This window comes from Catalinimonas locisalis (assembly GCF_038039535.1).
Taxonomy (GTDB): Bacteria; Bacteroidota; Bacteroidia; order Cytophagales; family Cyclobacteriaceae; genus Catalinimonas.
Genome location: NZ_JBBPHP010000010.1, coordinates 191,758 through 217,459 on the forward strand (window position 1 = coordinate 191,758; position 25,702 = coordinate 217,459).

A 25,702-nucleotide genomic window follows, 5' to 3' on the forward strand; every position below is an offset into this window, starting at 1 on the left:
AGACACTTTAGAGTTTTGAGAAGATTGAGATACTTATCATTCAGATTGGTTTAGCATGTCATCTAATGATGCGTTACGGTCAGTCTGATAGAGGTTTTCATGAAAGACATTGAGCTTCCTCAGTAATAGTAATAATTCTGACTTCTGTTTTTCCCCCAAATCACCCATCAAAAGCTTAGACAACTTTTTCATGTGTAAATCTGCATCAGCAACGGTCTTTTTGCCCTGAGATGTAAGTGAAACCAGTCTTGACCGTTTATCCTGAGGGTCTACTGTTTCAGCGAGATAACCTGCTTTTTCTAATCGTTTGATCATTTCAAAGCAAGTCGTGCTTTCTAGTAAGCTAAATTTAATCAGATCTGACTTTCTAGCTTTTTTGAGCAACTCAACTGATTTGAGTAATCCATATTCCTCTACAGTATTGATATGCGAATCTTGCAACGCTTTCTTTGACCACAGATGTGTATATCTAATTAGTCTTGCCCATAATAGCGTAAGTTGATCATCTAAAGAATACTCATGATGAATATATTGCTTAGATGGAGATTCAGTTTCTTGAGTGTCCTTTACTTTTTTGTCCCCTTTTTCTATCTGAACACTTAGCCAGTTTGCAAAAGAAAATAAGTCATCGTCATGCTGATGTGTATACTTTTGCCAGTAATTGAGTAACTGCAATATTTTTTCAGTTTCTTTTCCCATATCTACTAAACAAAATTAAGTAAAAAAAGTATAACAATATTGTAATAAAATTAACACATATTTGTAGCAAATTCATCGCAATGAAAATAATTACACCTTTACTTTTCTCTCTTATAATTATTTCCACAGCAGTATATGCACAAAGTGCTGGTCAGCTGAGTGGATTTGTTAAAGATGCCAAAACCGAAGAACCATTGATCGGGGTTACCATTAAACTTGAAAATACTGATTTGGGGGGTACTACAGATATCAATGGATATTATCAGATCAACAATATACCTGCACAAACTTATAATGTTACAGCTTCTTATGTGGGTTATCAATCACTAACCCGTTACAACGTGATTGTACGCTCAGGAGGTAATCCAGACCTTAACTTCGCTTTAAGCGAAACTGTTGATGAACTAAGTGAAGTGGTGGTACAGGCCAGTCCTTTTGAAAAACTGACTGAAACTCCAAATTCAATCCAACGGCTTTCACAGGAAGAAATCGCAACTTATCCCGGCGGAAATAATGATATTGCCAAGGTAGTACAATCTCTTCCGGGAGTATCTGGATCAGTAGGTTTTAGAAATGATGTGATCATACGAGGAGGAGCGCCTAATGAAAATGTATACTATCTGGATGGAGTAGAAATTCCCAATATCAATCACTTTGCTACGCAAGGTAGTGCCGGTGGTCCTGTGGGACTTCTGAATGTTTCCTTTATTGAGGGCGTTACCCTCAGCACCAGCTCATTTCCTGCACAATATGACAATGTACTTTCCGGTGTTTTACAATTTGATCAAAGGAATGGTAATGCAAAAGAAAGACGTGCCAATATCCGTGTCAGTGCCAGCGAAGCAGCGTTTACCTTTGAAGGCCCCCTGGTAAAACCAGAGGAAGGTGAACTCGCCAAAACCACTTTCGTCACTTCGGTAAGAAGATCTTATCTCCAGTTCTTATTCAAGGTAATAGATTTGCCATTCCTGCCTGACTATTGGGATTATCAGTACAAGGTCAATCATAAAATTGACGACAGAAATGAACTGAATCTGATTGGCGTTGGCTCTATTGATGATTTTCAGATCAATCCACCTGAGGATTACAGCCTTGAACAGCAGGCGACACTAGACCAGGTCCCAGTTATTCAGCAGTGGACAAGTACCATTGGATTAAGCTGGCGCCATCGTTTAAGAGAGGGCAATGGGTTCTTCAGAGCTACATTAAGTGGAAATATACTTAATAATACCTTTACTCAGTACGAAGACAACGTCAATCAGGAAGGAATTCTTTTCAGCAATGAATCCGAAGAGGATGAGAACAAATTCCGCTTTGAAATGACCAATTTTGCTGGCGACTGGACTATTACAAGCGGGGTACTTGCCCAATATTCTCGTTATTCCAACAATACCATTGATGCGGTAAATGACATTCGTTATGAGACCAATACTACATTCTATCGCTATGGCATATTTGGACAGGTCTCAAAGCCCTTTTTTGGAGAAAGGTTTACCCCTTCTTTTGGTATCAGGGCGGATGGCAATACTTTTTTAGAGGATGGTACGAATTTGATAAACACACTTTCGCCGCGCCTTTCTTTAGCGTATGTTGTTGCTCCTCGCTGGACATTAAATGCTTCCGCAGGGCGCTATTTTAAAATACCTCCTTACACCATACTTGGTTTTAAAGATAATGATGGAAACTATGCCAACAAGGATAGTGAATACATCCAAAGTGATCATCTGGTCGCAGGACTGGAGTTTCTCCCAAGAAGATCAACCCGACTAACTTTAGAGGGATTTTACAAAAAATATGACAATTATCCGGTTTCCATCCAAAACGGAGTCTCGCTGGCTAATCTGGGTGGTGATTTTGAAGTCTTGGGAAATGAAGACATCGCTAGTGTAGGCTTAGGCAGAAGTTATGGAATGGAATTTTTATTACAACAAAAGCTGACCAACAACTTTTACGGTATACTCGCCTACACCTTGTACTGGAGTGAGTTTACCGGCCTTGATAGAGATGAATATCTACCATCAGTATGGGACAACAGGCATTTACTTACCTTTACTGGAGGATACAAGCTTCCTAAAAACTGGGAAATTGGTCTTAGAGTCCGCTACCTGGGTCCTACTCCCTACCCTCCTGTTGACCTGGAAAGTTCCTTAGATACCTATCCCTCTTTTGTCTTTGACTATGATCAATTGGGAGAAGTAAGATTGGGCGCCTTCAATCAGGCAGATATACGGGTTGACAAAAAATGGAACTTTAGTAACTGGACTTTTAACCTTTTTCTGGAAGTGACGAATGTACTGGGAAGTAATTTACCTAACGCTCCTACTTATACGTTGGAAAGATCGGATGAAGGAGAAATTTTAAACCCTCAGCGCCTGATTCAGGTTCCGGATACAGATAACAGTTCAGCCTTACCTACCTTAGGTATCATAGTAGATTTTTAGAAGTTGATAAATATATTTTTATGCATGCTATTGTCATCAATCAATATGGAAGTCCTGAAGTATTAGAACAGCAAGATGTACCAATACCTGCACTCAAATCCGGGCAGGTATTGGTTAAGGTAAAAGTATCTTCCATTAACCCTATAGATTTTAAAGCCCGTCAGGGAGATCTTAAACTCTTTTTAACCAAAAAATTTCCCATCATCCTAGGCCATGATTTTGCCGGAGTAGTCCAAGAGTCCAAAGCCCAAAGTAAGAGGATTAAAGCTGGAGATAGGGTTTATGGAATGAATCCATTTCCCCGCATGGGAGCATATGGAGAATACGTGGCTGTTCCTGAAAAATACCTCAGCCATACTCCTGAGAAGCTTGATGACACAGAGGCTGCCGCTGTACCCCTGGCTGCGATGACTGCCTTACAGGCTTTACGAGACAAAGCCAAGCTGCAACAAGGTCAAAAAGTACTGATCAATGGCGCCTCTGGAGGAGTAGGTACGTTTGCTGTTCAGATAGCTAAAACTTTGGGTGCGCAGGTTACAGGAGTATGCAGCTCATCTAATGTTGAGCTGGTGAAGTCACTGGGAGCTGATGAAGTAATAGACTATAAAAAACAAAACTTTGAAGATCAGGCTTCACTGTATGATGCAGTATTTGACGCAGTGGGAAAAAGTAGTTTCTCCAAGTGTAAATCTGTCATTAAACCCAAAGGAATATATATCAGTACTATGCCCAGTCCGGAACTCATGTTAAGAACCGGACTTAGTTGTTTTACAGGTCGCTCGGCTACCACACTTTGGGTGAAGCCCAGCGTTGAAGATCTGAATGTACTGGCTAATTATATTGATACTGGGGCCATCCGCCCTGTGATTGATCATGTATACGACTATAACGAAATGCAGGAAGCACAAAAACAGGCTGAGACAGAAAGATCCGTGGGGAAAAAGGTAGTCAAAATGAATTTCCCTACCACTTAGGATAATATTCCAAGGCACGAAGGGAATCATAATCCGGATTAGGTACAGGCATCTGTGCCTTTACTTCTTCCCGCCAGTTCTTCATCTTCTGATAAAGTTTTTGAGTCAGCTCTGGCATCTGCGTACTCAAATCCTGATTTTCTCCAATATCTTCTTCAAGATGATAAAGCTCAAGATGTTGATCCTCATGAAATTCAATAAGCTTGTAACCATTATATCTGATAGAAGTATGAGGATGAGACCCACCTTCATGATGATGTGGATAATGCCAATAAAGCACCTCTCTGGACAAAGTATCGGCTTGCTCATTTAACAGAGGTAGTAAGCTCTTACCATCCTGATAACTTAAATCTTTACTCTCAAACAAATTTCTTATCGTAGCGAAGATATCCATAGAAATAACCGGCACATCCACTTCAAGACCTGCCTGATAAGACCCTATTGGCTTAACAATCATAGGTACGCGTGTTCCACCTTCATAAGGTGAGCCTTTTCCAGATCTTAAAGGAGCGTTAGAAGTAATATCCCAGAGTATCAGGCCACCATTATCACTGGTAAAGAAAATAAGGGTATTATCAAGGATTGAAAGGTTCTCCAATGCATCCATGATTCTGCCTAAACTCTGGTCGGTGCTTTTCACCATGGATGCATACTCAGAATTATTATGCGTCATTCCTGGCTTTACTTTGTCTTTAAAGTAGGCAGTCAGGCTATCTTTTCCCTGAATGGGAGTGTGTACAGAGTAATGATCAAAATTGAGAAAAAATGGTTTTTCATCATTTTCATAGATGAACGCTATTGCCTCATCCGTCAGGCGATCTGTAAGATACTCACCTTCCTCTCCCCCATCAAGATACGGGATAGGTTCTCTGCCTGGCCGTTCATAAGGATAAAAATAAGAAGGAGGTGAACCTTTGCTATAACCGGCAACATTAACATCAAAACCTTGGTATTGAGGATAATATATTGAATCCTCACCCAAATGCCATTTACCTACGTGTGCGGTTTCATAACCTTTGGTTTTGAGAAATTCGGCAATTGTCTCTTCCTCCAAAGGTAAATACTTCTGCCAATCCGGTACCTGTACTTTTGCATATTCGTTTATGCTACCTGCTATCCAATCCGTAATATTCAGGCGGGCAGGATACTTAGCCGTCATAATTGCTGCTCGGGTGGGAGAACAGACCGTGCAGGCAGCATAAGCATCGGTAAACTTAACTCCATTTTGAGCAAGTCTGTCAATATTGGGAGTCTCGTAAAGGTCACTCCCGTAACAACCTAAATCAGTCCAACCCAGATCATCTACCAGGAATACAATTACATTGGGAGAAGCCTGCTCATTTTGTGATGACTGACAGCCGGAAAATAGTATAGCCATAGTAGCTAAAATAAAACAGCAAGAAATTAAATTTTCAAAAAAACAGGCATTAAATGTAATCGGTTTCATTTTTTAGGTTTTGAGGGAGAAGTAATTTGTGTATTCTTCAGCATTTTACCTAAAAACCATTAAATTAACAGCAAAATCAATATTTCAATCTGTTTTTTTATGATTATTGAAACGGTTTCAGCCAGTGGAAAATAAAAGTTTAAGGGTTGAAATTTTCTCTGTACACTAAAATTTTTATTATGTATAATGACAACCTAAGTATGGAAAAGAAAACCAATAGAAGAGAGTTTTTAGCAACTACCGGAACTGCAATGGCAGGTACTATGATGGCTCCAAGTTTCACTGCATTTGGCAGAGCACCCAAAGCCAAAAAAAGAATAGCCCTGGTGGGAACTGGTGTAAGAGGTATCAGTATGTGGGGAAAAAGTGTAGCTGAAGTTTACAAAGACAATGTAGAATTTGTCGGGCTCTGTGATACAAATCCTGGTCGTCTGGCCTTTGGAAAAAAATATATCGGCGTAGATTGTAAGACCTATACTGATTTTGAGCAGATGATGAGTGAGCAGAAACCTGAGGCACTTATTGTGACTACAGTAGATGCTACTCACCATGAATTCATCATCAAAGGTATGGAAATGGGTGCTGATATTATCACTGAAAAACCCATGACTACCGATGAACGTAAAGCACAGGCTATTCTGGATGCTGAAAGAAGCACAGGAAAAAATGTAATAGTTACTTTCAATTATCGCTATTCTCCTCATCGCCAAAGAATTTATGAACTGCTAAGAGAAGGAGCCATTGGGGACATCACTTCTGTTGATTTTCACTGGTATCTCGATACTGATCATGGTGCTTCATACTTCCGCCGCTGGCATGGAGAAAGAGAGCATAGCGGAACACTTTTCGTACACAAATCCACACATCATTTTGATCTGCTGAACTGGTGGCTAGAATCTGAGCCAGAAGAAGTGTTTGCCTACGGTAAACTTGAGCATTATGGCCTCAATAACGAATTCCGCGGACCTAAGTGCAGAACCTGTGATCATAAAAGCAAGTGTAACTTCTATTGGGATATCACCAAAAACGAACACTATATGAATCTCTATGTGGCTAATGAAGAGTATGATGGCTACATCAGAGATAACTGCCTCTTCCGTAAAGATGTAAACATTTACGATAAGATGGCGGCGTCTATTCGTTATGCCAATGATGTACAGGTAAGCTACTCACTCACTACCTATTCACCTTATGAAGGCTATCGCATTGCTTTCAACGGTACTGGGGGGCGACTGGAAGCCTGGATTCAGGAGGCACAGCCCTGGGAGATGAAAGATTATGATGAGCTACGTCTGACCAAAAACTTCGGAGAAACTGAGCTGATCCAGATTCCTCATGCTGGCGGAGGACACGGAGGTGGAGATACACGCCTTAAAGACAAAATCTTCAAAAATCCTGATATGGCAGATCCTTACCGTCAGTCAGCCGGTTCCAGAGACGGGGCCATGTCTGTGTTGTTAGGGGTAGCTGCCCGTAATAGTGTGGAAAGTGGCGAACCGGTAAAAATTGCTACTTTAACAGATCTAAAACCAAGAGCTACCAGATTATGATTAAACTACAAAGCTGGCTATCAGCCAGCTTTTTTTCGCTAGTTTGTTTTCACTTCCTCAATGCAGCCCAGCTTGATACTGTGCAAATCTACAGTGAGGCAATGGACAAAGAAATTCCTGCGATTGTGATAACTCCGGAGGGCTATTCAGAGTCATCGGCAAACTTTCCTACCATTTATCTTTTACATGGCTATAGTGATAGTTATACAGGTTGGACCACCAAAGCCAGTGTAGTTCCTTCTTTAGCTGATGAGCATCAGGTTATTGTGGTAATGCCGGATGGAGGCTATAATAGTTGGTACATTGACAGCCCACTTGATCCTGAAAGCCAGTATGAGACTCACATTGCTAAAGAAGTGGTTAGTTTTGTTGATTCCGCGTACAGAACTATCCCGGAAGCAAACGCCAGAGCAATTACCGGGCTGAGCATGGGTGGTCATGGTGGTTTATTCTTGGGTATCAGACATCAGGATATCTTTGGTGCAGCAGGGAGCATGAGCGGTGGGGTTGACCTGACTTTTGACATTCACAGATGGGAAATTGATGAAAAGCTGGGGGCTTATGCAAAATATCCTGCCCGTTGGGATTCACTTTCAGTGATTAACATGATAGATAAGATTGATCCTGGCCATCTGAAAATAATATTTGACTGCGGAATCGACGATTTCTTTTTTGAAATCAACCGACGTCTACATCGTAAACTCCTGGAGCATGACATTCCACATGATTATATAGAAAGACCGGGAAGGCATAACTGGGCTTACTGGGACAATGCGGTGCAATATCAATTTCTGTTCTTCAGTAATTTTTTTAGCAGACAAAAGAGTGGATAATTATGAACCACTGCTAACATCTGGATTTCCTTTTTCAAATATCTGTTCACAACATAAATCACTTAAACAGGCTAACACTATCTGCCTGTAGTGAGTTAGCCAATAAAGAGTTTAATCAGAAATATGGATAACAGCAAAATTCTCACAATTGTAGGTATGGGAGAAGGCATAAGTATGTCTATCGCTCGCAAATTTGGAAAGCAGGGCTTTACCATCGCTATGATTTCCAGATCTGACGAAAAACTTAATCATTACCAAAAGAAACTTCATCGCGATAAAGTGGAAGCTTATTATTATATCGCTGATGTATCTGATAGTGATCAGTTAACCTCCAGTTTGGCCTACATTTATGAGTCATTGGGTCCTACCGATGTTTTGATTTATAATGCTGCTGCGGTAAGAGAAGTAGATTTGATGACTATGGATGAAGAGGATTTGGTGATGGATTTCAGAGTCAATACGCTGGGAGCACTTACTGCAACCCGGGCGGTAGTTAATCAAATGAAAGATCAGGGAGGCGGAAAAATATTTTTTACCGGAGGTGGCTTATCATTGCACCCTAATCCAAAGTACGGATCTCTGGCAATAGGCAAAGCAGGCTTACGAAACCTGACTTATAGCCTGCACGAACAGCTTGAACCTCTTAATATTCATGTGGCTACAGTCACCGTCAATGGCTTTGTGAATGAAAGTGATGATAAATACCATCCCGATGCAGTAGCCGAACAATTCTGGAAGCTTTATGAGCAATCTGCAGAAGCTGCAGAAGCAGAAATCATCTATTAATGCTGTTTTTTGGCATTTGCCTTAACCTCTGCACCTGTATATCGTTTGAATATCTTTATAATCATCGTAAATTACGATTAAGCAATATATTTTAAACCATTAAACTTTTTTAACTATGAGATTTGGAAGCAGTACATTTACATTTGGCAAAAAGAAGAAAAAGAAGTTTCCTTCTTTGGAAGCCCTCAAAACAATAAGTTATGTGACCGGTTCTGCACTGGCCATGAATAAAATCCTGAAAGAAAAACTATCAGAACAACAATACTTAATAAGCAAATCAAAAAAGAGAAAAACGACCGACGAAAATACTTTAGTTTTTGCCGGACTGATAGGAGGTCTGGTTGCCGGTGGCATTACCGCTCTGCTCCTCGCTCCTGAGTCTGGTGATAAGCTGAGAGATAGAATCAGCAGTTTTTTTTTGACTGAAAACGGCCATTTTGACTTAGAAACCGAGATGGAGGAGGCCCGCAAAAATGCTGAAGAAAAACTTGGCATGAACGGCAATAATCCGTCTTAATTAAAATTTAAATATAAAGTTCGGTCATCAGGCCGAGCTTTTTTTGTTCTCTTTACTTTGGTTATTTTTGAGCTATCTTGCTCAAGGCTTTGCTCAATATGCCCCTAGATAAAAAGCACCTTACTTTATTACAACAGCTCCGGAATGCTTATCAACTGGAGGAAAATGATTTACAAAGTGTAAAAAAAAATCTTGATAAGGGGATAGCAAAATATAATAGTCTTCATGATTCTCTGATACAATACATTCAGCAGCAAAAAGAATCCAAAGCATTTCAGCGAAGCTTACTTAGCTTAACAGATCAGCTTGAAGTCAATTTATCTGAGAATCTACAAGAAAAAGATCTGCTAAAAATTCTGGTAGCCACTTTTCTACTTTCAATATTCATTGAAAAAAGTGACTGGGAAAAAATTGCTAACCTTCCATCTTTTGAAATTCTGTATAAATCTGTGCAGAAGCTAAAAGAAGGTTTTGAGATAGAGTCCTCATTTCTTGAATTTCTAGATAAAATAAAATCCGATCTTCAAGCAATAGAGTTACAGCCTATCTGGCATTACCTCCGATACACTTCAATTTATCCTATACTTTCGCAAGAAGCTACCTCACAACTATTCCAGTTCAGTAACTATCTGCTCAAGCGAAAACTTGGTCAAAGCATTAATGATGAAGATGCTTCAATTTTGTTCATTAATGCTAAAGAAAATTATTGGGAGAAGAATTTGCTGCATGCCATTGACCCTGACCAGCAAGAAAAAGCATGGCAGGGAAGAATACTGAGTTGTAAAACAGATGTAGTAGATTTCATTCAATCTACACTTGCTCACCTTAATTATAACGAAACTTCCCTGGTTGCTGATCCACCCATATTTTGGCAGGATGTGCTCAATATCCTTGGCCAGGGACTCCAGACCAATCTTTTTTCTACAGTTGAAGAAGGACACAGCATCAGCGAAAAATTGAATGCCAATGATTTTACTTGTATCTATCTGGATCTTCGTAAGTCTCATCCTTACCGTTATATTAAAAAGTCTTTTCCAATACTTGACCAGCAAATCTTAAATATTTATAAAGAACTTAAGCTTGATCATAAAACAGTAAGTGAAGAAGAAAAGCTGCTTTACTGGTCTTTTAGTAAATTGGGTGAGCAGGGAATGCTCATAAGCTTGTTGCCTGCAAACTTTTTAGAAGATTCCAAATACCTGGACCTCAGAAAATTTTTACCTCACATTTTTCAGGAAATTTTTATTCTTGAGTGTGAAGATGAAGCTGAAAACTTAGCGGTGGTGTTCCTCATCAAAAAAGAAGCTACATCTCAAAAGTCATCACCCAATATTCAGCATGCCAGCCTTCCATTACAAAGGCTTAACCAGCAGGAAAAAATAGAGTTTGAGGAATTGCCATGGCAAAAAATATATGCTGAGTATCAGGATTACTGGATAGGTTTACCCCAAAGCGATTTCTTTGATCTTTTACCTATCTACGGAAATGATACGGCTATATTCAGAAAGACTGCCCAGGGTACGAAGAGTCTCATGGAGGATTGGCTCATAGACATAAGTCCAAACCTGCTGGAAAAGAAAGTAAAGTATTTACTCAAGCAATATGCTAAGCTGGCCAAGAAAAAAGAGACTTCCGGTACTTCAATCAAATGGCCTGCTGCAATGATTGAAATGGCTGAGAAAGGCACACCCTTAACCTTTGAGAAACAAAAAATAGCACGAATTGAAATAGCACCTTTCGTTTCCGTATTTCTGTACGATGAAGAAAAGCTATTAACAGATTCTAATAATAATCCTGCCTTTGCTTACCATCAAACTAAGTATCAGGTATATCCATTAAGAAAGAATTGGCATGCACAGTTTTGGAATCGATATGTAGTATTTCCGTTGCACGGAAGTGACTCTGATAAGAGTAGTGCACAAAACATCAATGATAAAGCTTTAAAAAGATTCAAAGAACATTATCAGCATCAAACTAAAGCTCACGATCAGACTTTTATCGTTTTTCCCCCGGAAAGAATCACTCAGACGCTTGATAAAATTGAAACGGTGAGTCGTGATCTTCCGGTAATCAGTAAGTATCCTACCCAGATCAACAAATTATTGGAAGATGCCCGCCATTTTACGTCTGATGTTGAGTTGCTTACTCCACCCTACGAAAAAATTGATGAGTTTAAGCGTAAAGTGCTTCGGCTGGAAAGAGATGCCATTGAAAGAAAAGTCATTTACCAAAAAGTGAAAACCTACATTGAAGAGCTTAAAGATCAGCTTGCCACGCTCACGCATGAACATGATGAAGCTTTGAAAGATGTAGAAGCCATTAGCAAGGTTAACATATTCTATTATACCTTTGCCGTATTGCAAGACCCTGCTTATCCGCACAAGTACAAAGATTTTCTGCACAGAGAGCTCCCCAGAATTCCGTTTTATCCCAAGTTCAGACAATGGGTAGATTGGGGGAAAAGAATTCACCAGGCTATGGCTGAAGAACCGGAAAAATCTACGCTTGTTTCAAAAATTCAGGTAAGCGAAGAAATTTTAGAAAAGCAAATCAGTAAGTCTTTTACTTACCAATTGCATAAAGAAAGAGGCCTTATCGTATTGAAAGAGTTGAATAAATCAATAGCCTTGAGCAACCTCCCCACCTCTGCCTTCAGCTATCAGTTTGAAGGGGTAAGCCCTATTGAACATTACTTATCTTATTTAAGCAAGCAGCAACGCAAAAATAAAAAAAATAAGCCTGAATCCAGACAGGCAATACTTGATGAGCCACAACCTATTATCAAGCATTTGAAGCATTTATGCATGTATTCTGAATGTATGGAAGTGCTTATGGAAGAAATGCACAATGCCCACACCCAGGGATAAGCTGGTTTGAAAATATTTTTTCCACTTCTGCAACTCTTGTTCCCGATTTTCAGTATTTATGTCAGTCTTTAAATTCAATATGTCCATCAAGAAAAAAGTAAAAGCTGTAGAGAAGCTTTATAAGGATCTGGATCAGGAGATGCAGGTCTTTCGTCAGGGAACGGGAATGCACTGTGTAGCGGGTTGCGGCAAATGTTGCTTCAAGCCAGATATAGATGCTACTATCCTAGAATTTCTACCCTTTGCCTACCATTTATTTATGAATAATCAGGCAGAAGAATGGTTGGAGAAGTTGAAAAGCTTTCAGGACAGCCAGGTTTGTGCCATACTACAGACACTTAGTACTGATGGTAAACAGGGCAAATGTACTTCCTATTTGCAGAGAGGCCTCATCTGTCGCCTTTTCGGCTTTTCGGCGGCATTTGACAAATACGGAGCCAAAAGACTTTCTACTTGTGGTGTAATTAAAACTGAGCTGCCGGAAATACATAGAAAAGCAGAAGCATGGGTCAAAGAAGATCAGACTACGCCTGTAATGCGCAATTATTATTATCGTATGTGCAACATTGATCACAGACTTACTGATAAATTTTACCCCATCAATAAGGCAATAAGACTTGCAATTGAGGAAGTACTCTCATACTACGCTTACCGGAGAGCGCCCAGAGCATCCTAACAACTGATTTGATCAGATTAGTCTTACAGGATAGGATAAATGCCAATAAGTGCTGCTGAAGTTTCAGTATTACGCAGATGTTTATATTTTTGATCCTAGTCTGCTTAATCTAGAATCATTCATAGAATAGTTAGAGAGCAGCAACCAATTGGTAAAACGCAACCTATGAAAAAATCATTTGCTTCCTGGCTTATCCTTCTGGGGATAGTATGTCTTTCTCCCCTTCATGTAGCAGCTCAAAATTCTGAAGAAAATACCTCTACCGTAAAAACTTTTACTGAGGATGGAGCATGGTGCTGGTTTTCTGACCCCAGGGCAGTATACTATGAAGGTCAACATCAAAGAACATATGCGTCCTGGGTAGATTCTACCGGAAACATCATGATCGGCTATTATGACCATGAAAATGGAGACACTCAAACAAAAATTCTCCATGAAGACCTTGAAAGAGATGACCATGATAATCCTGCATTACATTTTACCCCTGAAGGAAAAATCATGGTTTTCTATGCAGAACATGCTCGCGAAACGCCAATCTTTCAGTTGGTTAGTAGTGAGCCTGAAGATATTAGTAAATGGGAAGATCGTCGCTCTCTCTACCTGAATGATACTACTAATTATGAAGGCTTTTCCAAAACCTATACTTATGTGAACGTCTGGCAGGTAAAGGATGAGCTCTTTTTATTATGGAGAGGGATGGATTTCAAACCCAATTATTCTATTTCTAAAGATGGCGGGGATACATGGTCAAAGGGTAAAATTTTAATCCTGCCAGAAAGACTCTACCGTGATCGTCGCCCCTATGTCAAAGTATTTAGTGATGGTGAAAAACTTCACATCGCTTTTACTGATGGTCATCCTCGCAGAGAAACTACCAATAGCATTTATTATACTTATTATGAAGATGGGAATTTTTATAAAGCTGATGGGGAGAAAATAAGCTCACTCTCTGAGGTCCCCTTCTCTCCTCAGCAGGCTGAAAAGGTGCATGATGGTACAACTTCAAACAAAGCCTGGATTTGGGATATCGCCGCCGACCAGCAAGGATATCCTGTGCTTACCTATGCTAGCTTTCCTAATGACTCTGCTCACTACTATCACTATGCCCGCTGGAATGGCAAACAGTGGGAACGCCAGTTACTCACCCATGCAGGTAAGTGGTTTCCTCAAACCCTGCCAGGTACTGAGGAAAGAGAAATGAATTATTCAGGTGGCGTGGTGATAGATCATGAAACCCCTTCTACAGTTTATCTTTCAAAAGAGCAAAACGGGACTTTTGAAATTGAACAATGGAAAAGGCAGAATGATGGTAATTGGGATACCTTTCCTATTACTTCATCATCTTCGCTGGATAACGTAAGACCTTACGCAGTACTGAATGCTAAAGAAGGCAATCCGCTCCAGTTGTTTTTTCTAACCAATGAGCGCTATATCCACTATACTGACTACCGCTCGCTCATAAAAATGTGGATCAGGGAGGATTAATACCAAAAGCCATTTCTTGAGCTAATTTCAGCTACAATATTAAGGCTTTCTTTACATCCATAGGCTCTAAGCAAATCTGAGTTTTTATTTTGTAGCCACTCATAGTACTTGCTGTATGCAAAATCCAAATTGTATACAGTATATGAGACGCATAGTTGGTATCATTCTGCTTTTGATAATCTCCTTCTCAGGCTATTCCCAGTCTTACAACAAACTGATAAAAACAGCCGACAAGTACTATAAAGATGGTTTTTATACCGAAGCTGTTAATACTTACCTACTGGCGGAGGAAAAAGAGCCGGGAGGTCTTGAATTAGCCTATCGTATAGGGCAGGCTTATCTTAAGAGTAAATACAAAGACCGGGCACTCCCCTATTTGATCAAAGTGTATGAAAATACCACAGATCATAAAGATCAACTGATATATAACCTTGCTTTGGCCTACCAGTACAACCATCAATTTATGGAAGCACTGGATCATTTTACTGCTTATCGCGAGATTACAGATAATACTTTCGCTGCTGACCAGCATATCATGCAATGTGCCATTGGAATTGAGTATATCAATAATCCTAAGGAGGTAAAAATATCTAACCTCAAAACTCTCAATTCTGATAACCAAGATTATGCACCACTCATCACAGCAGACGGTAACTCTTTAATCTTTACTTCCCGAAGGGAAGGTTCTACTGGTGGAGAAATGGCCTATGATAATAACTTTTATGAGGACATTTACATCGCGCACAAAAAAAATAATCAGTGGGCTCCACCCGAAAAAATAAGCGGAGCGGTCAATACCAACTATCATGAATGTGGGGCCGCAATTTCACCCGATGGCACTCAGCTTTTCATCTACATGGATGAAGGAGATGGAGATTTTTATGTTTCTACTTTTGATGGGAAAAGCTGGGGAGAACCTGTACCGGTAGGTGGAGTTAACTCGCCTTATCGTGAACTTTCTATTTCCATGAATGGCGAAGGCAACAAATTATACTTCTCCAGCAACCGTCCTGGGGGCTATGGTGGATTTGACATTTACGTCTCCACACTTGATGATTTTGGCAGGTGGGGCAAACCCATTAATCTCGGCCCGAAAATTAATACTTCCGGGGATGAAGACGCTCCATTTATTCATGCCGATGGAGAAACCCTGTACTTTAGTTCTACCGGACATCTGGGAATGGGGGGGTTTGATATTTTCAAAAGTAAATACCTGCGCGAAAAATGGACTACTCCCATTAATTTAGCTTACCCTATCAATACCGCTCAGGACGACAATTACTTTGTGATCGCTAAAAATAACGAATATGGCTATTATGCTACCGCCCGTGAAGATGGATTGGGAGGTAATGACGTATATGCTATCCTGATGGATAAAAGAGACTTCATCCAGGAAAAAAAGGATGCCCCACTAATGACACTGGCAAAAAAGAAAGAAAAAGAAACCTACTTAGTGGGTAAAATCAGTGATGTAGAAACGGGTGAATTATTGGAAGCGGAAATTATTCTTTCTGACAATGAGAAAAACATTGTCATGACACGTACATATTCTGATCCCGAAAGCGGAAAATTTCGCATCGCCATCCCTGAAGGTACCAACTTAGGCCTTACAGTGGAAAGAGATGGTTATCTGTTCTATTCGCAAAACTTGAAATCATCTGCCCTTCAACCTTTTAAGGATAACCATATTGATATTACCCTCCAGGAAAGTAGAGTAGGTACAATTGGTATTTTGAAAAATATCTTTTTTGATACCAACAAATCCAATATCCGAAAAGAGTCTCTGGTAGAGCTCAACCAAATTTATACCCTTTTGAAAGCTCAGCCCAACATTGTCATTCAGATCAACGGACATACTGATAATGTGGGAGATGATGCATACAACCAGCAATTATCAGAAAAAAGGGCAAGAGCAGTAGCCAACTATCTTTTGAACTATGGCTTATCTGCTGACAGGATCACTGCCAAAGGTTTTGGAGAAAGCAAACCTATTGCCTCTAACGAATATGAAGAAGGTGGTCGTGCACTAAATCGCCGAACAGAAATAGAAATTATTAAAATTTTGGAAGAAAAATAGTGTTCTACTCTATTACAAATGGTTATATATATCTAATAGCTCTTTCAACCTTATCAGCGGTTAAAGGTTTGCTCAGATAGTATTTTACCTGTGGATATTTTCTGGCTTCTTCTATGTCTTTTTGGTTTGTAGAGGAAGTCAGTACTACCACTTTGATCTTGTCACCCTCACATAGTTCGCAAGCTTCCAAAAACTCAAAACCATCCATCACCGGCATATTAAGATCCAGGAAAATCAGATCAGGACAACAATCAATATCCTGCTCGGTTTTATTTTCCGAAGGGTAATGTAACAACTCCAGGGCTTCCTTTCCATTAGTAGCAACCAGAATGTAATCGGCAAGATTAATTGTATTAAGAATCTCGGTAGTGATAAAATTTGAAACCTCATCGTCATCTACCAACATCACTTTATTAAATTTTATCATAGAATTTCAAGGTTAAAAAAATATACATGAAAACGTGTGTACATACACTTTTAGTATAAAAATGGGTATAGTAAAAAATTGAGTTTGATTTGGTAATTTTGTCAAAAATAAAACGTTTTTGGTAATTTCAATTCAACAGAGATAAAAAAGCTTAGTACAAAAAAGGAGACATTTGTTGAGCAAGAAACTCATTGCCATCTTTGTTCATATGCACTCTGTCCGAAGTAAGTACACCACTGTTTTGGGAATTGCTATTATTCTCTTCTAGAAACGACTTAAACTCATTTCTCAAATCACACAACTCCGCATCAGTATTATGTGCTACTTTTCGTACTACTTCTGCATACTGGTCTAACTCCTGATTAATTTGCCCTTCAAAAGAAGGGTCTTCACCTATCACAGTTGGTGTACAAAATATGATCCTACTCCCCTGTTTCTTTAATTGACTGGCAAGGTTATACAAACCTTCTTCATACCGTTCAATCTTAGTGCCTACTGCTCCTTCTGGTTCATAAAAATGCCAGACATCATTGATGCCTATGTATACAAAAACGATATCAGGATTGAGTGCCAATACATCTTGCTCAATTCGGTTTTCAAGATCAGTAACTTTGTTACCCCCTATCCCCCTGCCAATTAGCTGATATTCAGAGGTATCAATTTGCTGTCTTAATAAGTTGATATAACCAGCCGGATCAGTATCACCCGCTGCTGTAATAGAATCTCCAAAAAAGACAACTGTCTGTTTTTCCTTATTACATGACATTAAGGCCAAAAGTGAAAGTGAGCATAGAAAAAGTTTTAATTTCATCAGATGAGAAAAAGAAATTGAACGGTTTTTTTAGTAAGCATACACAATAATGCATTTTGCCAAGTTAAATAAAACTTAAAGAGTCTACAATATTTCTCTAAAAACTTAAATTATATGTAGCTGCAAAATTTCAGCCTGTTTGGATAATATTTTTCCTTTAAGTTTATTAAATAAACAACCTAATGATCCACAAGTATGACATCTAAAAATGAAAATAGCTTCCTTAAAAAAGCAGCGATTTGGCAGCATATCAGCAGTTCAGCCTCGGACTTGCTTGACTTTGATCAACTCAAAAATATATACCATAGCATTTATGCAAATGATCCTTTGGGTGTCGCGTGGCTCCCGGATGAAAACACACTTCGTAGTGCTAATGTCAGCCAGTTAATGCAATCACTTAATCTGAGAAATTATGAAACACTCCATCGCTGTTCGGTAGAAAACAGGCCAGAGTTTTGGGAAGAGGTCATTCAAAAGCTTAATGTCAAATTTGAGCAAGCGTACGAACAGTTGCTGGATACTTCTGCTGGAGGAGTGGAAAACCCTACATGGTTGCAAGGTGGTCTTCTGAATATCGTGAACAGTTGCTTTCAGGCAGATACAAACAAAACAGCCATCATTGCTTCGGACGAGAACGGACAGCTACGCAACCTCAGCTATGCACAACTTCAGCAACTATGCAATCAGTTTTCCAATGGATTGTTGAAGCAGGGGTTAAAAGCAGGAGACCGCGTTGTACTTTATCTTCCCCTATGTGTTGAAGCGGTTGCTGCCTACCTAGGCATCATACAGGCAGGCATGGTCGCAGTCCTGGTGGCCGACAGCTTTTCTCCTCAGGAACTGAAAAGAAGAGTAGAAAGCAGTGAAGCCAAAGCGGTAGTCGCATTTGACCATTATCAGTACGGAGGGAAAAAACTGCCCATCTACCCTAAGCTTAAAGAAGCACAATCTCCACCAGCTGTTATTATTCCCCAAGAGGATCAAGCTGAATTGCGAGAGCAGGATATGCTATGGGAAGATTTTCTTGCTGATGAAACCTTCACTCCAGTGATAGGAAAGCCTGATACTTTGATCAGTATACTCTTTTCTTCCGGTACCACTTCTGAGCCTAAAGCCATTCCCTGGAATCAACTCACGCCCATCAAATGCGCAGCGGATGCCTATTACCATCAGGATGTACATCCAGAAGATACACTTACCTGGACCACAGGGATGGGCTGGATGATGGGCCCCTGGACAATCTTTGCTGCGCTGATGAACAAAGCGACACTGGCTCTCTTCACCGGCTCGGCTGCCAGTGAGGCTTTCGGAAACTTTGTGCAGGAGGCAAGAGTCAGCATACTGGGCACCATTCCCTCGCTAGTCAAAGTGTGGAGGTCTACTGCTATGATGGAAAAATACAATTGGAACATTCGGGTTTTTAGTTCCACTGGTGAACCCTCACAAGTTGACGACTACTTGTATCTGATGTGGCTGGCAAAGTTCAAAGCACCCATTATTGAATATTGCGGAGGTACTGAGATTGGTGGCGGATACATCACAGGGACTTTGGTACAAGCTGCTTCTCCTTCCACATTTACCACTCCTGCACTGGGCATGGATCTCCGCTTCAGGGATGAAGAAAGTGGTCATCTGAGTGCCGAGCAGAGCGGAGAGGTGTTTATCGTTCCGCCTTCTATCGGACTATCTCAAAGCCTTCTGAATCGTGATCATCATGAAGAATATTATGAGGGCACACCAAGTCTTGAGGATGGCACGCCCTTAAGAAAGCATGGAGACAGTTACCAGTTATACAACGATCTGCTAGAAGGCACCACTTTCTACAAAAGCCGGGGCAGAGCAGACGATAGCATGAACCTGGGTGGTATCAAAGTCAGTGCGGTGGAGATAGAGAAAATCATCAACCAGCACCCTGCGGTTTACGAAAGTGCTGCGGTAGCCGTTGCTCCAAAAGACGGTGGACCGGAAGCCTTACTCATCTTCTTTACGCCCAAAAGCGATAAGATTGAAAATGATCTGCTCAAAAAAGAGTGGCAAAAAATGCTGAGTCAGGAGTTGAATCCTCTCTTCCGCATCAAAGAAATCATTGCTAAAACTACTCTGCCCCGCACGGCTTCCAACAAACTGATGCGTAGATTATTGAGAAAAGAGTATATGGATTCCCACTAATTTCCGCAGTTTATATAGCAAGGCTACAAACCATTCTCCTATATTTCGCATTAATTACACATGCCTCAGCCTCATCTTCCTCCCGAATCTCTAGCACCTGCACTTCAGTGGTTTCAGCAGCAGGCCTGGAAAGCTTTTGACTTTCAGCAGGAAGTATGGGAAGCTTATCTGAAAGGAGAAAGCGGCTTGCTTAATGCTCCTACAGGAAGTGGTAAAACCTATGCCTTGTGGCTGGCTGCTCTGCTGGAATTTATTCAGACTCATCCTGAGCAGTATCAGGAGAAAAGAGGGAATGGCCTGCAAATCCTCTGGATTACTCCGCTCAAAGCACTGGCCAAAGATATACAACAGGCTATGGAGAAAGCCTGCTCAGGCATGGGTGTTCCCTGGAAGGTTGAAGTTCGCTCCGGAGACACATCTTCCAGCCAAAGGCAAAAGCAGATGCGTGCCATGCCCGAATGTCTGATCACAACTCCCGAGAGTCTGCACCTGCTGATCAGCCAGAAGCAGCATTCAAAGTTGTTTAAGAACCTGAAGTGCGTGATCGTTGACGAGTGGCACGAACTGCTGGGCACCAAACGGGGGGTGCAACTGGAACTGGGCTTAAGCCGTCTCAAAGCAATCCTTCCTAAGCTTAAGATTTGGGGCGTATCGGCCACTATCGGCAATATGGAGCAGGCCAAAGATATTCTTTTAGGACCCAATCACCCACGACCCAACCGGATTATCAAGGCCAATGTTGAAAAGAAGATTGTGGTAGAGAGCATTCTTCCTGACGAGATTGAAAAATTCCCCTGGGCAGGTCACCTGGGCATCAGGATGATGGACAAAGTGCTGCCCATCATTGAGCAAAGCCAGACTACGCTTCTCTTTACTAATACCCGCTCCCAGACCGAAATCTGGTATCAAAAGCTTTTGTCCCGGGTACCGGAACTGGCCGGACAAATGGCGATGCACCACGGTTCACTGGACAACTCGGTACGCACCTGGGTAGAAGACGCGCTGCATCAGGGCATCCTTAAGCTGGTCGTCTGCACCTCCAGCCTTGACCTGGGCGTAGACTTCCGTCCGGTGGAAACGGTCATACAGGTGGGTAGCCCCAAAGGAATTTCCCGATTCATCCAGAGAGCCGGCAGAAGCGGCCATCAGCCGGGAGCGGTCAGCCGTATCTATTTCCTGCCTACCCACTCGCTGGAACTGCTGGAAGGAGCGGCCATCAAAGAAGCCATTAAGCAGAAAATCTATGAATCGCGCCGACCTTTGGAAAAATCTTTTGATGTGCTGGTGCAATATCTGGTGACGCTGGCGGTGGGCGAAGGCTTCCGTGAAGCGGAAGTGTTTGAGGAAGTGAGGCAAACGCATGCCTTCAGAGACCTAACGGATAAGGAGTGGCAGTGGGCCCTGCAATTTATCACCACCGGAGGCGATAGTCTGGGTCAGTACGATGAGTTCGCTAAAGTTATCGTAGAAGAAGGCATCTATAAGGTAGAAAACCGCAGGACCGCCATGCGCCACCGCATGTCTATGGGGACAATCGTCAGCGATCCTGTGCTCAAAGTTAAGTATGCCAGCGGAGGGTTTATCGGTACAATTGAAGAAAGCTTTGTAGCAAGACTCAAAAAAGGCGACAACTTCTGGTTTGCCGGACGTAACCTTAAGTTTGAACGCATCAAAGACCTGACCGTACTGGTGCATAAAGCCCGCGGCACCAGCGGTCTCATTCCCTCCTGGTCAGGCGGTCGTATGCCGCTTTCCTCCCAGCTATCGGAGATGATTCGCTATAAGCTGGATGAGTTTCTTGAGGGCGGCTATCAGGATATAGAGTTAAAAGCCATACAACCCTTGCTGTCTTTGCAGGACAGATGGTCGTGTCTGCCGGACCGACACAACTTTCTGATTGAGAAACTGAGCAGCAGCGAAGGTTATCATGTCTATATGTATCCTTTTGCTGGCAGGGCAGTACATGAAATACTCTCCACTTTGGTAGCCTGGAGAATCAGTCAGATTCAGCCCATTTCCTTTTCTATTGCCATGAATGACTACGGTTTTGAACTGCTGTCTGATACCGAGATTCCGCTGGAAGAAGCGCTGGAACTGGATCTGTTTACCGCTGAAAATCTGATGGAAGACATACTGGAAAGCGTCAACAGTACGGAGATGGCCAAGCGGCGTTTCAGAGAAATAGCCGCTATTTCCGGCCTGGTTTTTCAGGGTTTTCCCGGCAAACCCATCGGCAACAAGCACCTTCAGGCCACTGCCCAGATCATCTATGATGTATTTACTGAGTACGATCCTGACAACCTTCTCATCGCCCAGGCGATGGAGGAAGCACTTTACCAGCAGGTAGAGCAGTCTAAGCTGGCGGAAGTCATGCTGCATATCCGGCAGCAGCGCATTATTATTGAGCATCCCTCCTATCCTACCCCTTTCGCCTTCCCTATCATGGTGGACAGGCTGAGGGAGAAAATCAGTTCCGAGACCTTAGAAGATCGTGTACGCAAGATGCAGCAGGAGTTGGAAGCCTATGCAGCTTTTGGGGAGTAGTACTGATCTTTTAATGCATTGACAATGAGGGGCGAGTAGTCTTACCAATGCTTAACCTCTTCCCATAAGTCATTCCATTGGGCATTCAGGTTAGAATTAGCATCTCTTTTTTCTTCCTGTTCCCACTCTTAAGCTGTTTTTCTCGGGCAATAGCTTCTTCTATGCGAGAAAAAACTTCATAGTAAACCAGCTTGTGCAGATTATAGCGGGCAGAAAAGCTCCTGGGATAATACTTCTGCTTATGCTGCTGTATTCTTCGTTGCAGGTTGGAGGTCATGCCCACATACAAAGTAGTGTGATGGGTATTGGTAATGATATATACGTAGCCACCTCTTTCCATATTTTGCTTTACACAAGTTTGGTGCCTAATGCTATGGATTAGCTTCTTCTGAAAAGGATAACTTACTTACTATCGCCCACTGCGAGCTGTGCAACAGCGAAGCAGTCTCCCGGTGATTAGCAGGTAACAAAATGCTTTTCATATCGGGGGACTGCCACATCGGTTACGCTTCGCTTCACCTCCTCGCAGTTAGCGGTAGAGAGAGTCATGGGCTGCATGCTGAATAAATTATAGAGCTTCGTGACAAAAACATACACACGTCTGAAATTCAGCTACTTACAAATAATTATTCAGCACAAAACAACATATTTGTATAGTGCTTTACAGTCCTATTTTATCACTTATAAAATCTAAAAAATCATGAGCGTAACATACAATGTTGTAGCTAAAACAAATTCTCAGAAGCGCAATGCGGCACCCAAGTTTTACGCGGTAGCGCAGAGCAATGGAGAAGTAGACTTTCGTACGCTGGCCAAAGAAATTGCCGAAATCACTACGGTAAGTAAGCCGGATGCTATCGCCGTTTTGGAATCCCTACTGATGATCATCCCTCGTCATATTGAGCGCGGAGAGATTGTACGCCTGGGAGAATTGGGTTCTCTACGCATCACCATCAACAGTGAAGGTTGTGATACCGAAGAAGAGGTGAATGCCAGCAAGATCAAGCAGGCTAAGTTTCGTTTTACTCCCGGTCAGGAGTTGCAGGAAACTTTAAAGACACTTAAATACAGCAGGTTAAAAAAGGCCGCTTCGCCGGTTACTCCCGAATAATATACTGGACTGTAAAGCAGCAAAATTATAGGCACTGAATGACAGACCGTAGGCATGAGCCTGCGGTTTTTTTATGGTTTCTTCCTTCCCCTCTACCCTTCCACCGCCAATATTCACCCCACAAGTCATGCCGTCAGGCATCTTGACCATGCTGAAAGTTCAATGGAGATTTGAGAAAAAAAGAAAGGATTCCTTCACTGCGTTCGGAATGGTGGGAGAAAGGTGAGTGTGCCTCTGGAAAAAGCTCATGAGAAATAAGTCAAAAGATGCTGAGCTTTGGGCTAAAAAGTACTGAGAAATTTTAAAAAGCTCAGCAGTATTTACCCAAATTGTACTGAGCTTTTTACCCGCTACTGCTGAGCATTTGTTTTATCCTTGCTTACCTCTCGTTTATCCCAGTGGAGAAATTTCATTCAACGTCAAAACAATTTATAGTAAGCCTCTGTACTTACGCACAAATACTTCCTTCAAATAAGCGTTATTTCTGTAGACTTACAACCTTTTATCATGTACAATAAATGAAAAAGAAGCCCTCTTCTTTTATATCATAAGGGCCTACCCAGAAACCTTTTCCTTTAGTCATCCCGACGCAAGGAGGGATCTTTTTCAAGACTAGAAAAGATGCTTCCCTTCGGTCAGCATGACCTACTGAGATAGAAAGATAGATTCCTGATAAGGCTCTAAGTGGAAAATTTAGCCCTTAGTAATGGTTTTAATGAACTTTCCCTCTTACTATATCTTTAGGCTAAGTCTTAGGCTTATATTTTTTATAAGGTGAGTTGCTTTAAAAAGCATAGGTATTACAACTTAATTCCGCTTTTGTGGGTCATACATACACAGCTTTAATCCTATAGTTATGAAAATACTTTCAGGCTTACTTATCGTACTATCGGTTATCATTTTCAGTAACTGCCGATCTGATGCAGAACTGTTAACAGAAGAACCACCCTCAGAGGAAACCCAGTTTGAAGGCACCTGGGAATTAAGATCTTCTCACGGAGGACTTCTTCCTGGCAAGGAGTATGCTCCGGGCAGCGGCTTTCTCTTACATTTTAATGGCAACGATTATTATCATTATGCGGAAGAAAAGCTTGTTCAAAGCGGTACTTTTGAACTTGTGAAAGAAGAATTTTTTTACACTGACAGACTTATGGACCGGATCATTTATGACGATGATGAAAGTTCTCCCAAGACATTTCTCCAAATCTCTGGAGATACACTGTATGTTTACTTTGCCGCACCTATTGCAGCAGACGGTATAGAAAAAATATATATAAAGCTAAATGCTGACTACGAAGTATCTCCCCGATAAAGTTTGTCCTGTACTGCTGTAAAGTAACGGCTCAAGATCAAAGAAGGCTAATGGAAGTCCTTATCTGTGGCCTTTTCAAACTTGTTACATTCTGCAAACTTTATAAACCTATGTTACTTAGAGTCTATCCGGAAACCTTTTCCCTTACGTGATGCTGACCGAAGGAAGGTATCTTGTCACTTAAGAGAAAAGATGCCTCGGACCTCGGCATGACATGGGAAGGGAAAAGTCAGCTTTCCGGATTAGTCCTTTATGGATTGCAAAACTGTTTGAGAAAAAAAGAGTTGTATCAGATGATCAAATTAAATTCTTCTCTCAACCTAAAATAATCATCATGAAAATAGGAATCATTGGCTCAGGGAATATCGGAGGAAACTTCGGGATACATCTGGCAAAAGCCGGACACGAAGTGATGTTTAGTTCGCGCCATCCCGAGCAGCTCAAAGCATTGGTGAAAGAAGCGGGTGAGAACGCCTCTAAGGGTACCATTGAGGAAGCCGCAAAGTTTGGCGAACTTATCGTGCTTTCCGTACCCTTCAAAGCCATTGAATCTCTTTCCCATTCCATCGCTGATGAGGTAAAAAACAAAATTATCATTGACACCTGCAATCCCTACCCGGGACGAGATGGGGAAGTCGCCAGCAAAGTGATCCATGATCCTGACATGCGTCAGTCAGCCTACACGGCAAAACATTTTCCGGGTTCCAGACTTGTTAAGGCGCTTAATACCATCTATTTTGAGCATCTGAGGGATTATGCATTCCGATCAGGCGAAGATAAAATTGCATTGCCCCTGGCCGGTGATGATGCTGATGCCAAGCAGATTGTAAGCCAGCTCCTGCAGGATATCGGTTTTGAGCCGGTAGATGTGGGTACACTCGCTGAGTCGGAAGTGATGGAGGTAGATCAACTGCTGTATAACAAGCCTATGAATGCCCGGGATATGAAGGATAAACTGAAGCAGAAGTAATCATCT

General features: G+C 41.4%; 21 protein-coding genes. 15 read left to right on the top strand and 6 right to left on the bottom strand.

The genetic code is table 11. The features are described 5' to 3' along the window. Window positions 1-36: 36 nt before the first annotated feature. Window positions 37-699: a MarR family winged helix-turn-helix transcriptional regulator gene (locus WJR50_RS15330; RefSeq protein ID WP_341294175.1), complete on the bottom strand. Its 663-nt coding sequence runs from the start codon at window positions 697-699 to the stop codon at window positions 37-39. Window positions 700-779: 80 nt separating this feature from the next. Between WJR50_RS15330 and WJR50_RS15335 the strand changes: the two genes are divergently transcribed. Beyond that, window positions 780-3,140, top strand: coding sequence for a TonB-dependent receptor (locus WJR50_RS15335; RefSeq protein WP_341294176.1), 2,361 nt, complete (start codon window positions 780-782; stop codon window positions 3,138-3,140). 20 nt (window positions 3,141-3,160) lie between these two features. Continuing rightward, window positions 3,161-4,114: an NAD(P)-dependent alcohol dehydrogenase gene (locus WJR50_RS15340; protein ID WP_341294177.1), complete on the top strand. Its 954-nt coding sequence runs from the start codon at window positions 3,161-3,163 to the stop codon at window positions 4,112-4,114. Here the strand turns inward: WJR50_RS15340 and WJR50_RS15345 are convergent. After that, on the bottom strand, window positions 4,104-5,492 hold the full coding sequence (locus WJR50_RS15345) for a sulfatase (RefSeq protein ID WP_341294178.1): 1,389 nt from the start codon (window positions 5,490-5,492) through the stop codon (window positions 4,104-4,106). The genes WJR50_RS15340 and WJR50_RS15345 overlap by 11 nt on opposite strands. Window positions 5,493-5,824: 332 nt before the next feature. Here WJR50_RS15345 and WJR50_RS15350 point away from each other — a divergent pair, with 332 nt between their 5' ends. From WJR50_RS15350 to WJR50_RS15385, 8 genes are all read left to right on the top strand, one after another. Beyond that, window positions 5,825-7,111: a Gfo/Idh/MocA family protein gene (locus WJR50_RS15350; protein WP_445223469.1), complete on the top strand. Its 1,287-nt coding sequence runs from the start codon at window positions 5,825-5,827 to the stop codon at window positions 7,109-7,111. Further along, window positions 7,108-7,944, top strand: a complete 837-nt coding sequence (locus tag WJR50_RS15355) for an alpha/beta hydrolase (RefSeq protein ID WP_341294179.1) — start codon at window positions 7,108-7,110, stop codon at window positions 7,942-7,944. The genes WJR50_RS15350 and WJR50_RS15355 overlap by 4 nt, the downstream gene beginning before the upstream one ends. Window positions 7,945-8,067: 123 nt before the next feature. Next, the gene (locus WJR50_RS15360) at window positions 8,068-8,730 is read left to right on the top strand and encodes an SDR family NAD(P)-dependent oxidoreductase (protein ID WP_341294180.1); all 663 of its coding nucleotides are present in this window, start codon (window positions 8,068-8,070) and stop codon (window positions 8,728-8,730) included. 115 nt (window positions 8,731-8,845) lie between these two features. Next, window positions 8,846-9,247 (top strand): YtxH domain-containing protein, encoded by a 402-nt coding sequence (locus WJR50_RS15365; RefSeq protein ID WP_341294181.1) that lies wholly within the window; start codon window positions 8,846-8,848, stop codon window positions 9,245-9,247. A gap of 98 nt (window positions 9,248-9,345) precedes the next feature. Beyond that, window positions 9,346-12,114 carry a type ISP restriction/modification enzyme gene (locus tag WJR50_RS15370; RefSeq protein WP_341294182.1) on the top strand — a complete coding sequence of 923 codons (2,769 nt, stop codon included), beginning with the start codon at window positions 9,346-9,348 and terminating at the stop codon, window positions 12,112-12,114. Between the two features lie 58 nt (window positions 12,115-12,172). After that, complete coding sequence (locus WJR50_RS15375; RefSeq protein ID WP_341294183.1) at window positions 12,173-12,790, top strand: YkgJ family cysteine cluster protein; 618 nt, start codon at window positions 12,173-12,175, stop codon at window positions 12,788-12,790. A gap of 165 nt (window positions 12,791-12,955) precedes the next feature. Beyond that, window positions 12,956-14,275 (top strand): BNR-4 repeat-containing protein, encoded by a 1,320-nt coding sequence (locus WJR50_RS15380; RefSeq protein WP_341294184.1) that lies wholly within the window; start codon window positions 12,956-12,958, stop codon window positions 14,273-14,275. A gap of 142 nt (window positions 14,276-14,417) precedes the next feature. Beyond that, on the top strand, window positions 14,418-16,352 hold the full coding sequence (locus WJR50_RS15385) for an OmpA family protein (RefSeq protein WP_341294185.1): 1,935 nt from the start codon (window positions 14,418-14,420) through the stop codon (window positions 16,350-16,352). A gap of 22 nt (window positions 16,353-16,374) precedes the next feature. On the opposite strand, the gene WJR50_RS15390 is transcribed toward WJR50_RS15385, so the two are convergent. Together WJR50_RS15390 and WJR50_RS15395 are read right to left on the bottom strand one after the other, a co-directional pair. Further along, the gene (locus tag WJR50_RS15390) at window positions 16,375-16,779 is read right to left on the bottom strand and encodes a response regulator (RefSeq protein ID WP_341294186.1); all 405 of its coding nucleotides are present in this window, start codon (window positions 16,777-16,779) and stop codon (window positions 16,375-16,377) included. Window positions 16,780-16,930: 151 nt separating this feature from the next. Continuing rightward, window positions 16,931-17,545, bottom strand: coding sequence for an SGNH/GDSL hydrolase family protein (locus WJR50_RS15395; RefSeq protein WP_341294187.1), 615 nt, complete (start codon window positions 17,543-17,545; stop codon window positions 16,931-16,933). A 240-nt stretch (window positions 17,546-17,785) separates the two neighbouring features. Between WJR50_RS15395 and WJR50_RS15400 the strand changes: the two genes are divergently transcribed. Both WJR50_RS15400 and WJR50_RS15405 read left to right on the top strand, forming a co-directional pair. Then, window positions 17,786-19,759: an AMP-binding protein gene (locus WJR50_RS15400; protein ID WP_341294188.1), complete on the top strand. Its 1,974-nt coding sequence runs from the start codon at window positions 17,786-17,788 to the stop codon at window positions 19,757-19,759. Between the two features lie 60 nt (window positions 19,760-19,819). Next, window positions 19,820-22,303: a ligase-associated DNA damage response DEXH box helicase gene (locus tag WJR50_RS15405; protein ID WP_341294189.1), complete on the top strand. Its 2,484-nt coding sequence runs from the start codon at window positions 19,820-19,822 to the stop codon at window positions 22,301-22,303. A gap of 85 nt (window positions 22,304-22,388) precedes the next feature. Here the strand turns inward: WJR50_RS15405 and WJR50_RS15410 are convergent, their stop codons facing one another. Continuing rightward, complete coding sequence (locus tag WJR50_RS15410; protein WP_341294190.1) at window positions 22,389-22,643, bottom strand: GIY-YIG nuclease family protein; 255 nt, start codon at window positions 22,641-22,643, stop codon at window positions 22,389-22,391. 360 nt (window positions 22,644-23,003) lie between these two features. Between WJR50_RS15410 and WJR50_RS15415 the strand changes: the two genes are divergently transcribed. Further along, window positions 23,004-23,414: an HU family DNA-binding protein gene (locus WJR50_RS15415; protein WP_341294191.1), complete on the top strand. Its 411-nt coding sequence runs from the start codon at window positions 23,004-23,006 to the stop codon at window positions 23,412-23,414. On the opposite strand, the gene WJR50_RS15420 is transcribed toward WJR50_RS15415, so the two are convergent. Further along, window positions 23,379-23,564 carry a hypothetical protein gene (locus WJR50_RS15420; RefSeq protein ID WP_341294192.1) on the bottom strand — a complete coding sequence of 62 codons (186 nt, stop codon included), beginning with the start codon at window positions 23,562-23,564 and terminating at the stop codon, window positions 23,379-23,381. The genes WJR50_RS15415 and WJR50_RS15420 overlap by 36 nt on opposite strands. A gap of 706 nt (window positions 23,565-24,270) precedes the next feature. On the opposite strand from WJR50_RS15420, the gene WJR50_RS15425 reads away from it, so the two are divergent. Both WJR50_RS15425 and WJR50_RS15430 read left to right on the top strand, forming a co-directional pair. Next, a complete protein-coding gene (locus WJR50_RS15425) occupies window positions 24,271-24,726 on the top strand; it encodes a hypothetical protein (RefSeq protein ID WP_341294193.1) in 456 nt (151 codons plus the stop codon). Window positions 24,727-25,060: 334 nt separating this feature from the next. Next, window positions 25,061-25,696, top strand: coding sequence for an NADPH-dependent F420 reductase (locus WJR50_RS15430; RefSeq protein ID WP_341294194.1), 636 nt, complete (start codon window positions 25,061-25,063; stop codon window positions 25,694-25,696). Window positions 25,697-25,702: the final 6 nt, after the last annotated feature.

Excerpts from the sequence above, each read along its gene's own strand:
- WJR50_RS15405 (WP_341294189.1), top strand. The coding sequence starts at position 19,820 with ATGCCTCAGCCTCATCTTCCTCCCGAATCTCTAGCACCTGCACTTCAG.
- WJR50_RS15420 (WP_341294192.1), bottom strand. The coding sequence starts at position 23,564 with ATGGTCAAGATGCCTGACGGCATGACTTGTGGGGTGAATATTGGCGGT.
- WJR50_RS15375 (WP_341294183.1), top strand. The coding sequence starts at position 12,173 with ATGTCAGTCTTTAAATTCAATATGTCCATCAAGAAAAAAGTAAAAGCT.
- WJR50_RS15340 (WP_341294177.1), top strand. The coding sequence starts at position 3,161 with ATGCATGCTATTGTCATCAATCAATATGGAAGTCCTGAAGTATTAGAA.
- WJR50_RS15410 (WP_341294190.1), bottom strand. The coding sequence starts at position 22,643 with ATGGAAAGAGGTGGCTACGTATATATCATTACCAATACCCATCACACT.
- WJR50_RS15370 (WP_341294182.1), top strand. The coding sequence starts at position 9,346 with ATGCCCCTAGATAAAAAGCACCTTACTTTATTACAACAGCTCCGGAAT.
- WJR50_RS15415 (WP_341294191.1), top strand. The coding sequence starts at position 23,004 with ATGAGCGTAACATACAATGTTGTAGCTAAAACAAATTCTCAGAAGCGC.
- WJR50_RS15400 (WP_341294188.1), top strand. The coding sequence starts at position 17,786 with ATGACATCTAAAAATGAAAATAGCTTCCTTAAAAAAGCAGCGATTTGG.
- WJR50_RS15380 (WP_341294184.1), top strand. The coding sequence starts at position 12,956 with ATGAAAAAATCATTTGCTTCCTGGCTTATCCTTCTGGGGATAGTATGT.
- WJR50_RS15345 (WP_341294178.1), bottom strand. The coding sequence starts at position 5,492 with ATGGCTATACTATTTTCCGGCTGTCAGTCATCACAAAATGAGCAGGCT.
- WJR50_RS15385 (WP_341294185.1), top strand. The coding sequence starts at position 14,418 with ATGAGACGCATAGTTGGTATCATTCTGCTTTTGATAATCTCCTTCTCA.
- WJR50_RS15335 (WP_341294176.1), top strand. The coding sequence starts at position 780 with ATGAAAATAATTACACCTTTACTTTTCTCTCTTATAATTATTTCCACA.
- WJR50_RS15365 (WP_341294181.1), top strand. The coding sequence starts at position 8,846 with ATGAGATTTGGAAGCAGTACATTTACATTTGGCAAAAAGAAGAAAAAG.
- WJR50_RS15430 (WP_341294194.1), top strand. The coding sequence starts at position 25,061 with ATGAAAATAGGAATCATTGGCTCAGGGAATATCGGAGGAAACTTCGGG.
- WJR50_RS15390 (WP_341294186.1), bottom strand. The coding sequence starts at position 16,779 with ATGATAAAATTTAATAAAGTGATGTTGGTAGATGACGATGAGGTTTCA.
- WJR50_RS15350 (WP_445223469.1), top strand. The coding sequence starts at position 5,825 with ATGATGGCTCCAAGTTTCACTGCATTTGGCAGAGCACCCAAAGCCAAA.
- WJR50_RS15425 (WP_341294193.1), top strand. The coding sequence starts at position 24,271 with ATGAAAATACTTTCAGGCTTACTTATCGTACTATCGGTTATCATTTTC.
- WJR50_RS15395 (WP_341294187.1), bottom strand. The coding sequence starts at position 17,545 with ATGTCATGTAATAAGGAAAAACAGACAGTTGTCTTTTTTGGAGATTCT.
- WJR50_RS15360 (WP_341294180.1), top strand. The coding sequence starts at position 8,068 with ATGGATAACAGCAAAATTCTCACAATTGTAGGTATGGGAGAAGGCATA.
- WJR50_RS15330 (WP_341294175.1), bottom strand. The coding sequence starts at position 699 with ATGGGAAAAGAAACTGAAAAAATATTGCAGTTACTCAATTACTGGCAA.
- WJR50_RS15355 (WP_341294179.1), top strand. The coding sequence starts at position 7,108 with ATGATTAAACTACAAAGCTGGCTATCAGCCAGCTTTTTTTCGCTAGTT.